This is a genomic window from Providencia stuartii (assembly GCF_029277985.1).
Lineage (GTDB): Bacteria > Pseudomonadota > Gammaproteobacteria > Enterobacterales > Enterobacteriaceae > Providencia > Providencia zhejiangensis.
The window spans coordinates 2935600-2946725 of the sequence record NZ_CP119546.1; the positions used below are offsets into that span (position 1 = coordinate 2935600).

Sequence of the window (11126 nt, forward strand, 5' to 3'; positions counted from 1 at the left end):
TCACAAAAAATACAACCTATTGATAAACAATAGTTATTTAATTAAGGAGTATCGAGAGAGTCAACGCTTGATACTGCCCACCATCGCGGCAAGCAGTTAATAGAAGGAATAATTAATTACTTGCCAATAAAATTAAATTTTTATTACAACTCTGACTGTCCAAGTAATTATCTCCTAACGAAATTTGCAAGAAGTATAGATTGCGTTATTTATGAAGTAAAGCTTTAAAATAATATTTCATAATAATTAGCTTTCTATGGGACTGACAAATATCCCATCTCCCCCTTCTTTTTCATTAAAAAACCAGATACCACCTGGGTATTCAGGTAGAGAAACTAAATACATTATGCCTTCATTAAAAGTTTCAATGAGTAATATTTTGCCTTCACGTCGTTCTTGGCCGTCAGTTTTGACATAAACACGATCATTAATTTTCATCAGATGGCGGTCTCCAGTAAAAGTGTACTGAAACCTAGTGTAGCGGGAATGAAAAAGCCCGTCATTAAAAATGACGGGCTTTAGAAAATCAGTTAAGCAATTAAGCTTAGATTGCAGTTACGTTAGCAGCTGCTGGGCCTTTCGCACCATTTTCAATGGTGAATTCAACTTGCTGGCCTTCTGCCAGAGTTTTGAAACCAGCGCCCTGAATGGCAGAGAAGTGAACGAAAACGTCTTTGCTACCATCAGCAGGAGTGATGAAACCGAAGCCTTTAGACTCGTTGAACCACTTAACTTGACCTTTCATTTTGTCGGACATTTGACTTTTCCTATATAACATCAAAAAAACTTGCCTTTTCGGCATATATGGGCCAGAGTCAGCTATTTAATCAGGAAAAAACCAAGATGAAGCGTCACGGTCAAAGGCTATCTGGGATAACTTTCTTCTTTAGAACACACTAACTCAGTAATCATACATCAAATAGGACTGCTAAACAGGCCGATGACCATTAACTCATGAGTTAAGGATAATAGCAACTATTTTATAGAGATTCCCCTGAAAAAAACGCTGTTTTTTAGGCTACGTCACTTTTCACGCTATTAAATTAACAATTTTTTCGCATTTTGTTGATAGATTGAAAGAATTATTGAGTCAATCCAAACGCTATCAATAAGATAATTCTTATGCCGTGACAATTACACTCAATTTTTTTCGTAACTGATATATAACAATTCGACTTACGCATGATACTCTTCATTGCATAGATGTCTTACAGAGAGCTATCACACCATGGATATCATTAAAAAAATACTTATCGAAGATTTGGACACTATCAATAAAAGCGAAAAGCGTGATGGTAAGCCGTACTTCAACAGTCAATTTATCGCTAACCATCCCTATTTATGTATCGGTATGGTTGCCGCTTATATTCCATTAGCGATTTTAGTCCTCTATGCCCCTTATTTTGGGTTGTACTGGATGCTTGGTTTTACCGCATTATTTATCATTTTAGCGGCTGTTCTGCTATTTGATATTAAACCTGTATATCGTTTTGAAGATATCGGTGTCCTTGACTTACGCGTTTGCTATAACGGTGAATGGTTTGTAACCGAGAAAGTTTCTGATACCTCGATTCAAAAGATCCTTGATTCGAATGATGTTAGTAGTGCAATCAAACAAGAAATTACACGTTTGGTCGAACTTAAAGGGATGGTTTCATTTTATGATATTTATCATATTGCCTATCCGGAAGTTCCTACACGAGTAGAAACACCATTAATGACTCAGAATAAAGCGCAATATCAATAAGCTAGAGTAAAAATCAACCATAATGCACAGCCCGTAACCAAACGAATTATTTTTGTGTTTTTATCGTTGACAGCCTGAGGCGATATCGTTAATATTCGCCTCGTTCTCAGGAACACTGCAATTCCTCCATAGTTCAGTCGGTAGAACGGCGGACTGTTAATCCGTATGTCGCTGGTTCAAGTCCAGCTGGAGGAGCCAAATTTGAAAAGCCCGCTTTATAGCGGGCTTTTTGCTATTAATGTTCGTTTTATTTCAACATAGCATTACGCCAACGCTGCACACCTTGCGCATTTCGCTGGTATTGCCTTATCGGCTCTAACACCAAGCTAAAAAAAGCAAAATATCCCTCACATAATTGATTGCGACCTAATAGGTTTACATGCGCGGGACAACCACCTTGACACACCATTTTCACCGCACATTGCTGGCATTCTTTACGGCGGCTTTTATTTTGTCCAAAAGGGAGCGAAATAGCAGAAGTGACAAATTCACTGAATCCCTGCTGTCCATTAAATTTGCCAAGATAATGACTTTTATTTGCCTGATGGTCACAAGCATAAATTTCACCTTTTGTTTCCATCATCATATTCGTGCCGCAGCGCTCCGAATGAACACAGCTTGTGCTTACATGGGTAAAATATTGGCTGTATACTTGTTCGATATTCATTACAAAGACTTTGCCAATATGCGCCGACGCCTGCCACTGTCGATACACTGAACTTAAAAACTGCCCCCAGTTGTTTGCACTTAAGGTAAACCCTTGGTTAATCGCATCTCCTTCTAACATCAAGGGCTGAAATTGAATATAATGAGCGCCAAGCTCAACCAGATGGAGATAAATTTCTTTGCCTAAATGAGCAACCCCATCATGAACAACGGTTAATATATTAAATTCAATAGCAAACTGTTGCAGTAATTTAATGCCTTGTAGCACAGCCAGATAGCTTCCGTTATTACCGCGTCTGTCATGGCGATAGCGGTTATGAATATGTTCTGGACCATCAAGACTAACGCCAATGATAAAATCATGCTGTTTAAAGAAACGGCACCATGCCGGCGTTAATAACGTTGCATTTGTTTGCAATGTATTAATAATGCGGACACCTTGAGGCACATATTTTTGTTGTAAGGACATCGCTCGTTTATAAAAATCTAATCCTGCGAGTAGAGGTTCCCCACCTTGCCAGACAAAATTAATTTCTTTGGTATAGATGGGCTGGGATGCAATGTAATTTTTAATAAAAGGCTCCAGCATATCCTTTATCATCGGTGCCGCTTTTTGCTCATTATTTTGTGGATAATAGCAATAGTCACATTTTAAATTACAGCCCGAACCAACGGGCTTTAATAAAATATGAAAAGGAATCGCCGATCTGACCGATTTTTTATCAACGACAGGTGGATCATAAAACGCAATTTTCATTTTATCCTCCTATTACTGCCCCTTTTTCGACTCGATACGTTGGTTCGTTTTAGGATCGATACCAATGTAATGCCCCGTTGATTCATCGACGCCGATATAATCTATCGCTTCGCCTTTAGCCTCGATAATCATGCCCGTCTCAGCAAATTGTTGATACTGCGCCTCTAATTTTTTTACAATTTCAGGGTATTTCGACGCTAAATCATGTGTTTCTAGTGGATCCTCTTTTAAATTAAAGAGCTGCCAAGGCGCCATTTCCGCTTTTGACGAACCTTTCACTAAACGTCTTAATTTCCAATCCCCGTCAATTAATGCAGCTTGATTATGTAATTCCACACCAAATAAATGTCGAGGATTAACCGTGCTTTCACCTAGGAAATGGGATTTAAAGCTTGTGCCTAACATCGGTAATGGATGGATATTTTTAATTTGTTTATTTGCATCAATACCTGCAAATTCATATAACGTTGGAGCGATGTCATAAACAGCCATCGGGGTATGGTCAATACTGCCTTTTTTGCCAATACCAGGGCCAGTAATAATCAGGTCAGTATTAATTCCACCTTGCGCGCTGGTTGTTTTATGGAAATTTGCATAAGGAGCATTGCTCACATTTGCCCAGTGAGGCCCAACAGATACAAATGAATTCTTACGACCAAGGTTTTCATAACTATTATCAAATTGTTCCCAATATTGCGGATCCGATTCATAATAAAAACCAGAAGCGGGATTAGCACCATTATCCGTAGCAAAAATAATAATGGTATTTTTCTCTCTACCAGTGGCCTTTAATGTATTTATGACACCGCCAATTTGATCATCCATATAGGCAATCATTGCAGCATATACTTGCATTGTTTTCGCAGCATAACGCTTTTCTTCAGGCGTTAACTGCTGCCATTCTTTATCTAAATCCAAATTGGGCATGGGGGTTTTATCATTGATAATGCCCAATTCTTTGAGTCTATTTATACGTTGGCGATAAACTTTGCCAAATCCTTCATCGTATTTTCCATCAAATTTACTGATCCAATCGTCAGGCGCTTGAATGGGGTCATGCGGGGCAGTAAAAGCGAGGTAAGCAAATATAGGTTGGTCTTGCGGCGTTTCTTTTATCCATTGTTCAAGTTGTTGCGCATAATTTTTACTTGAATAAAAATCACTCGGCAATGATGTCTTTTCGCCATTTAACGTATAGTAAGTATGAAAACGTTCAACTGTTCCAAGTGGCATCGCATCATCAAAATGACTGGTTCCACCTCCCATAAATGCAAATGCTTGATTAAAACCTCTATCCGTTGGCCTTGCTCCTTTGGTATAACCTAAATGCCATTTACCTGACATCATGGTGTTATAGCCGGCATCTTGGAAACGCTCCGCCATAGTGACCACACGGTCGGTTAAACGCAGCTCATAGCCGGGTTGCCCTACCGTATTTTCATACCACCACATTCCCCCCATTCCTGCTTGTTGGTTGGTTGCCCCCGTCAACAGCATCGAGCGCGCAGGCGCAGACATTGGAGAGGTATAATATTGACTCATCCTAACACCTTGATTAGCCATTTCTTGTAAATTTGGCGTAGGGATTTCCCCTCCAAATGGGCTAATGTCAGAATATCCCATGTCATCGACAATGATGATCAGAACATTAGGCTTATCAATAGGCGCAGCAAATGTTGTACTAGAAATCACAGAGGTTAAAGCGACAGCTAACAGTGTTTTTTTCATTCAAGCTCACTCTCATTGTTAATTTTTTGTAGCTTTAACGTTAAATATAGTTTTCATCAATGACTATCGTTCTTAGGTACGATACCTATTGGTCCTATTTTTGCTGACATAACCGCCATATTGTTTATTTAGCAATCACTTGGCAATTTTTTTCATATTTATGCTTTACAAGCATCAATAGGATGGGTAATATTCGCCTCGTTCTCAGGAACATCGCAATTCCTCCATAGTTCAGTCGGTAGAACGGCGGACTGTTAATCCGTATGTCGCTGGTTCAAGTCCAGCTGGAGGAGCCAAATTTAAAAAGCCCGCTTTATAGCGGGCTTTTGCTATTTGAAGATAACCTCGCTTTTCCTATCACTATTTTTCACTACTATTTTTCACTACTATCGTCGTTTATTCATCACGTCTTTCCCCCCTCGAAAGCACGTTACCATGCCCTATTCGATGAAACTTACAGCAATTCGATCACAGAACAAGCAATCAAACTTTTCTTACCGTTTCTTCTTTGACATTTCGATCCAGTAACGCTACTATTTCTCTCGCTTTAAGGAGTTCCTCCATAGTTCAGTCGGTAGAACGGCGGACTGTTAATCCGTATGTCGCTGGTTCGAGTCCAGCTGGAGGAGCCAACTTAATTCACCTACCTTTAGTACACTCCCTGTTTTTTCCTTTATGATAAATCCAAATTGAAAACGCTTATATTTCAAGATAATTGTCAATTAGCGTAGCTATTTTATCGTTTTCGTTTTATTATTCTGCTCCGGCTTGAGCATCTTGCTCATTACTCTATTTCCCCCTTTATGGAGCCGGTTTCATGACAACTGCAACAACTTTAACGATCCGCCGCCCAGATGATTGGCATGTTCATTTTCGCGATGGTGATATGCTGAAAACTGTAGTGCCCTATACTAGTCAGTTTTTCGGTCGTGCCATTGTCATGCCAAACCTTGTCCCCCCAGTTACGACCATTGAAATGGCTAAAGCCTATCGTGAACGCATTATGCAAGCGGTTCCTGTGGGTCATCAATTTACGCCATTAATGACTTGTTATTTAACCGATACGACGAATGCCGATGAACTCATTCGTGGTTTCCAAGAAGGGGTATTTACAGCGTGTAAGTTATACCCTGCTAATGCGACAACCAATTCAAGTCATGGTGTTTCTGATATCAAAAATATCTATTCAGCACTTGCTGCAATGGAGCAAGTTGGCATGCCACTATTGATCCATGGTGAAGTCACTTCAAGTGATATCGATATTTTTGACCGCGAGGCGCGTTTTATCGAGCAAGTCATGGAACCACTCAGAAAAAGGTTTCCTAAATTAAAAATTGTGTTTGAGCACATCACGACAAAAGAAGCTGCTCAATATGTACAAGAGGCAGACAATTATTTAGCTGCAACATTAACACCGCAACATTTAATGTTTAACCGTAATCACATGTTAGTGGGTGGTGTACGCCCTCACCTATATTGCTTACCTATTTTAAAGCGTAATGTGCATCAAGAAGCACTACGTGCAGCCGTTGCATCTGGTAATGAGCGCTTTTTCTTAGGGACCGATACGGCGCCTCACGTACAACATCGTAAAGAGTCATCTTGTGGTTGCGCGGGCGTATTTAATGCACCGACCGCACTCGCAGCTTATGCAACGGTATTTGAAGAACTCGGTGCACTGGCACATTTTGAAGCCTTTTGCTCATTAAATGGGCCTAAGTTCTATAATCTTCCTGTTAATGAGGGCTTTATCCAATTAACAAAAGAAAAAAATATCACTGCCTCATCGATTGATTGCGGTCATGATAAATTGATCCCATTTCTCGCTGATGAAGATGTATCTTGGTCTGTACGCGTTGTTAGCTAATCATTTTGACGGGAAGCTAATCACTTCCCGTTAGTCTATTAATCCCTTTTCTGTGACTTTTTTGCATAATCTGTCATTTAGATGCAAAAAAAACGACTTTCCTCTTTTCAAATGACAAAATCCTTTTATACTAAGTGATACTCGTTATGAGTATCTCGCCCTTAGTCAGTTATCGATATGTATTTATCACGTAGTATGATTAGGAGGTGTCTATGAATAGAAAAAATGATGTGATTCAAACCCACCCTGTTGTTGGTTGGGACATCAGTACCGTTGATGCCTATGATGCAATGATGCTGCGTTTGCATTATTTGCCAGAAAAAAGTGAAAATAGTGAAAGTGCTGTTGTTGACAAGACAATGTGGTTAACAACCGATGTAGCAAGGCAGCTGATTAATATTCTACAAGCCGGTATCGATAAAATAGAATCTGGTGATTATGTAGAACCAGATTTTAAAACGCACTAGAGAAAGTAATGGATATTCGGGTTTATCCCCAATATCCATTAGCACATTCAATGCCTTCTTATTCTTAATTTAAATAGATTCAATCTTTATATTTAATATAGTTAATATTAATAGCATAAAATTGATAATTGTTATTTTCGATTTATTATCAAAAACAAACAAAATTAATTATTTTTTATCATTAGTTTATTGACTTTAATATCCCTTACAATTTATTGTAATATTCTTTTCGAACAAGGATGTTCCTTATGAGAATACTAGTGATTGATGAGTGTTATTATACTCGAATTGGCATTACTGAATATTTATCATCTAATAAAAAATTAGAATTTATCAGTGTGGGGTGTATTGATGAAGCGATTAGTTGTATTAATGACACCAAGCCGACAATAGTCCTTGTGAATTTAACTTACTATTGCCATCACTCTAATTATTGCTTATCACTAAAAAAACTTTTAACATCATCGAATGAAACAAGGTTTTATATTTATATCAATGCCACCTACCCAATATCAGACAAGCCATTACTATTAAAGGACAACTATTTTATTATGTCTAAAAAAATCATTATTCCTACTTTAGATAAAGTGATTAATGATTCAGAACATATCAAGGAAACAATAAAACTAACAAATAAATCAAACTCATCAATATTTACATTAAAAGAACAGTGCATTATTAATAGTTGGATGAATGAAACACCTAATCACCTTATATCTAAAAAATTGGGGATCAGTAATAGTACGGTTTATTCACAAAAGAGGCATATCGTCACAAAAGTGTATGTTAAAAATCGTATAGAGCTTTTCTTTATTTATAATATTTTTAAATATCTCTATTAAAAAAAAGCCCTACATAGGGCTTTTTTAAAAATTAATCATCACTATTTAATAAGCCATCCTCTAAACGATGACGTGATTTATTAAATATTTTATTGCTGACTTCACGGCCTGCTCGGCGGGCACGTTGCTGCTCTTCAGGTAATTTCATTTCTTCAGTACATGCAGCGCTACAGCAGCCTTCATATTTCTCAGCACAAGATGGGCATTGGATAAATAATAAATGGCATCCATCATTCCGACAGTTAGTATGTGAGTCACAAGGTTCACCACATTGGTGACAATGCGCTAATACTTCATCAGTGATACGCTCTCCCATGCGGTTATCGAACACAAAGTTTTTCCCTTTGAAACGCAAAGGTAAACCCTGTTCTCTCGCTTTACGCGCATACTCAATAATACCACCTTCAACATGGTAGACGTTTTTAAAGCCATTATGCAGCATGTATGCGCTAGCTTTTTCACAACGGATCCCACCAGTACAGTACATGACAATGTTTTTATCTTTTTGTTGTTGCAACATGTCAACAGCCATTGGTAGTTGCTCTCTGAAAGTATCAGATGGCACTTCCAGTGCATTTTCGAAATGGCCTACTTCATATTCATAATGGTTGCGCATATCCACAAAAACAGTGTTTGGATCATCAATCATCTCATTCACTTGTTCCGCTTTGAGATACTGTCCCGTCTTTGAAGCGTCAAACGAATCATCTGTAATACCATCAGCAACCACACGATCACGAACTTTCATGCGAAGTACCCAGAAAGATTTTCCGTCATCGTCGATAGCAATGTTAAGGCGTAAGCCATCTAATTCAGGGCTAGTCTGATAAATAAGTTCGCGTAGTGCGTCAACCTTTGATGAAGGTATGCTGATTTGCGCATTGATACCTTCTTTAGCAATATACACTCGCCCAAACACATTAAGTGCTTTGAATTTCACATACCAATCATTTCTAAACTCGACCGGATCTTGGATATTGAAATATTTATAAAAAGAAATCGTTGTTCGCGGCTCAGTCTCAGCCAACATACGTTCTTTAAGAATTTTATTCGAAACTTGATTGTGTAACACTGGCATGGTGTTCTCTTTTCCTTTGTAACTAACTCATCGTTAAAGCTTAAAATCAGATGGTGTCCACGAAGTGTCCACACGAGCTCATTCGCCAATATTATCGCTGTTATTTTGTTAATAAAAAACCCCTAATGTTAAGGGGTTTTGTTTTTCAGTAATACAAAAGGGAAACTTACCGTAATAGATGAGTTTATTTCAACGTGAAATTAAGTTACATTATAACATTAAAATTTGACATTATTTACTCAATCCGACTCATTAACATAGATCGCCTATGAAATTCAAAGCGTTGCTTCTTGTTCTCTGTTTAATATTCACAGCAAAAAGTATTTCTCATCCTCATAGCTTTATCGATATGCAAGTAGTGCCAGATATCAAGCAACAGCAATTTATTGGCCTAACGTTTACTTGGAAAATGGATCCCATGACGTCCGCTGATATTGCTTATGAACTGAAAAATAGTAAGGAAGATGACCCTAAATGGAAAGCTCAGGCAGCAACGCTTATGGCAAATATTCTAGCTCAAGACTATTTCACCGATTTTTATTCGCAAGGCAAAAAAGTGGCCTTCCACACAATACCGAGCCATTACCAATTACGCCGTGAAGGGCTGCAACTAATTTTCTCTTTTAGCATGGTTTTGAAACAGCCTATCGCGATAAAAGGTTCAAATATCGAGTTCATGACCTATGACCCCACCTTTTTTGTCAGCATGACTTACCCCAATCAGCAATCGGTGATTGCCCCACAAGCGCTTAATGCCGCATCATGCCACCTCACCTTGCAAGAGCCTAACGTGTCTGACGAATTACGTTTCTATGCTTATTCACTTGATATTAATCAGACACCTGAAGAGGACACAACCTTAGGGCTGCAATTTGCTCAGAAGGTAAAAATACAATGCCAATAAGTCGATTAGCTCAAGTTTTACGCCCCAAAATTGTCATCAGTCTCTTATTATTCGTAACTCTTAGCGCTGTTGCTTATCAAATTTACCAGTACTGGCCCCTTTGGTTACAAACCAGTGTTGCTTGGCAACGTCAGTTAAATCTTTCTCTGACTGAGTTATTGCAATCAACTCAACGAGCCCCTTTACAAGCAGGAAGCTTACTTGTCGCGGTCAGCTTTCTCTATGGCTTTTTACATGCGGTTGGCCCTGGCCATGGTAAATTGATTATTAGTACTTATATTGCAACACAACCAACTCGCCTAAAACAGAGTGTCCTACTCAGTTTACTGGCCTCCCTGTTACAAGGTGGTGTGGCGGTTGTCCTCGTCTCCGTTATCTTAGTCGTTTTCCAATTATCCACCCGCCACCTCAATATAGTCAGCTTATACAGTGAAAAACTCAGCTATGCATTCGTCATCTTGCTCGGTTTTTTGTTCTGTTTAAAGGCGATTCACCAGTGGTATAAAACCACTCAAAGACGCCCAGCATCTGTATGGAAAATACACACAATTTCACCATCGAAACTAAGCCATGGCGCCGTTCTTAAACCGACACTTTCCACGGATGCTGTTTGCGGTTGTGGTCATCAACACGTTGTTTCAAGTAGTCAATTACAAACGAGTATACGTACACAAATCCTTGTCGTGCTCTCTATGGGGCTACGCCCTTGTTCAGGGGCGATACTTGTTTTGCTATTTTCGTCAGTAATAGGCGTTTATCTGTGGGGAGTACTTGCCGCCCTAGCGATGGCAATGGGAACAGCCTTAACGATTTGTTTAATCGCTTGTTTTGTCTATTTTATGCGTGATAGCGCAATGCGGATAACGAAAACGCGCAGTCCCCTTTTTTCGCCGTATTGGGGAATAGCGATTAGCTTATGTGCTGGGATTGTGTTTATCTTGTTAGGTGTCTTGATGTACCAAAGCTTAACACTCAATGAAGTGAGTTCACCTTTACTTACGCCTCGAATACACTGAGTAATATGCGAAAAAAAGGAGGGCTCCCCCTCCTTGGCATCTGCCGAAGTTACG

At 38.9% G+C, this 11126-nt stretch carries 11 protein-coding genes and 3 tRNA genes; 9 read left to right on the forward strand and 5 right to left on the reverse strand.

Features of this window, described 5'->3' with window-relative positions:
- Positions 1-246: 246 nt before the first annotated feature.
- Complete coding sequence (gene dsrB / locus P2E05_RS13065) at positions 247-438, reverse strand: protein DsrB (protein ID WP_195848191.1); 192 nt, start codon at positions 436-438, stop codon at positions 247-249.
- Between the two features lie 106 nt (positions 439-544).
- Positions 545-757 carry a transcription antiterminator/RNA stability regulator CspE gene (cspE, locus tag P2E05_RS13070; RefSeq protein ID WP_008911725.1) on the reverse strand — a complete coding sequence of 71 codons (213 nt, stop codon included), beginning with the start codon at positions 755-757 and terminating at the stop codon, positions 545-547.
- A gap of 471 nt (positions 758-1228) precedes the next feature.
- On the opposite strand from cspE, the gene P2E05_RS13075 reads away from it, so the two are divergent.
- Complete coding sequence (locus P2E05_RS13075) at positions 1229-1747, forward strand: YlaC family protein (RefSeq protein WP_154624497.1); 519 nt, start codon at positions 1229-1231, stop codon at positions 1745-1747.
- Positions 1748-1869: 122 nt separating this feature from the next.
- Positions 1870-1945, forward strand: a tRNA-Asn gene (locus tag P2E05_RS13080).
- A gap of 49 nt (positions 1946-1994) precedes the next feature.
- Here P2E05_RS13080 and P2E05_RS13085 read toward each other — a convergent pair.
- Together P2E05_RS13085 and P2E05_RS13090 are read right to left on the reverse strand one after the other, a co-directional pair.
- Complete coding sequence (locus P2E05_RS13085; protein ID WP_154624498.1) at positions 1995-3170, reverse strand: anaerobic sulfatase maturase; 1176 nt, start codon at positions 3168-3170, stop codon at positions 1995-1997.
- Positions 3171-3182: 12 nt separating this feature from the next.
- A complete protein-coding gene (locus tag P2E05_RS13090; RefSeq protein ID WP_163862383.1) occupies positions 3183-4898 on the reverse strand; it encodes an arylsulfatase in 1716 nt (571 codons plus the stop codon).
- Between the two features lie 220 nt (positions 4899-5118).
- Here P2E05_RS13090 and P2E05_RS13095 point away from each other — a divergent pair.
- From P2E05_RS13095 to P2E05_RS13115, 5 genes are all read left to right on the forward strand, one after another.
- A tRNA-Asn gene (locus P2E05_RS13095) sits at positions 5119-5194 on the forward strand.
- Between the two features lie 260 nt (positions 5195-5454).
- Positions 5455-5530: transfer RNA gene (locus tag P2E05_RS13100), tRNA-Asn, on the forward strand.
- Positions 5531-5715: 185 nt separating this feature from the next.
- On the forward strand, positions 5716-6765 hold the full coding sequence (pyrC, locus tag P2E05_RS13105) for a dihydroorotase (RefSeq protein WP_154624502.1): 1050 nt from the start codon (positions 5716-5718) through the stop codon (positions 6763-6765).
- Positions 6766-6977: 212 nt separating this feature from the next.
- Positions 6978-7232, forward strand: a complete 255-nt coding sequence (bssS, locus tag P2E05_RS13110) for a biofilm formation regulator BssS (RefSeq protein ID WP_154635662.1) — start codon at positions 6978-6980, stop codon at positions 7230-7232.
- A 248-nt stretch (positions 7233-7480) separates the two neighbouring features.
- Positions 7481-8074, forward strand: coding sequence for a LuxR C-terminal-related transcriptional regulator (locus P2E05_RS13115; RefSeq protein WP_163862390.1), 594 nt, complete (start codon positions 7481-7483; stop codon positions 8072-8074).
- 31 nt (positions 8075-8105) lie between these two features.
- Here P2E05_RS13115 and P2E05_RS13120 read toward each other — a convergent pair whose 3' ends face one another.
- The gene (locus P2E05_RS13120) at positions 8106-9152 is read right to left on the reverse strand and encodes a rhodanese-related sulfurtransferase (RefSeq protein WP_272657459.1); all 1047 of its coding nucleotides are present in this window, start codon (positions 9150-9152) and stop codon (positions 8106-8108) included.
- 268 nt (positions 9153-9420) lie between these two features.
- Between P2E05_RS13120 and P2E05_RS13125 the strand changes: the two genes are divergently transcribed.
- Entirely contained in the window at positions 9421-10056 is a 636-nt protein-coding gene (locus tag P2E05_RS13125; protein ID WP_154623003.1) for a DUF1007 family protein, read from the forward strand.
- Entirely contained in the window at positions 10047-11072 is a 1026-nt protein-coding gene (locus P2E05_RS13130; protein WP_272657460.1) for a nickel/cobalt transporter, read from the forward strand. Before P2E05_RS13125 ends, P2E05_RS13130 begins: the two co-directional genes overlap by 10 nt.
- Positions 11073-11126 lie beyond the last annotated feature (54 nt).

Coding starts and splice junctions, on each gene's coding strand:
- dsrB (WP_195848191.1), bottom strand. CDS start 438: ATGAAAATTAATGATCGTGTTTATGTCAAAACTGACGGCCAAGAACGA.
- cspE (WP_008911725.1), bottom strand. CDS start 757: ATGTCCGACAAAATGAAAGGTCAAGTTAAGTGGTTCAACGAGTCTAAA.
- P2E05_RS13075 (WP_154624497.1), top strand. CDS start 1,229: ATGGATATCATTAAAAAAATACTTATCGAAGATTTGGACACTATCAAT.
- P2E05_RS13085 (WP_154624498.1), bottom strand. CDS start 3,170: ATGAAAATTGCGTTTTATGATCCACCTGTCGTTGATAAAAAATCGGTC.
- P2E05_RS13090 (WP_163862383.1), bottom strand. CDS start 4,898: ATGAAAAAAACACTGTTAGCTGTCGCTTTAACCTCTGTGATTTCTAGT.
- pyrC (WP_154624502.1), top strand. CDS start 5,716: ATGACAACTGCAACAACTTTAACGATCCGCCGCCCAGATGATTGGCAT.
- bssS (WP_154635662.1), top strand. CDS start 6,978: ATGAATAGAAAAAATGATGTGATTCAAACCCACCCTGTTGTTGGTTGG.
- P2E05_RS13115 (WP_163862390.1), top strand. CDS start 7,481: ATGAGAATACTAGTGATTGATGAGTGTTATTATACTCGAATTGGCATT.
- P2E05_RS13120 (WP_272657459.1), bottom strand. CDS start 9,152: ATGCCAGTGTTACACAATCAAGTTTCGAATAAAATTCTTAAAGAACGT.
- P2E05_RS13125 (WP_154623003.1), top strand. CDS start 9,421: ATGAAATTCAAAGCGTTGCTTCTTGTTCTCTGTTTAATATTCACAGCA.
- P2E05_RS13130 (WP_272657460.1), top strand. CDS start 10,047: ATGCCAATAAGTCGATTAGCTCAAGTTTTACGCCCCAAAATTGTCATC.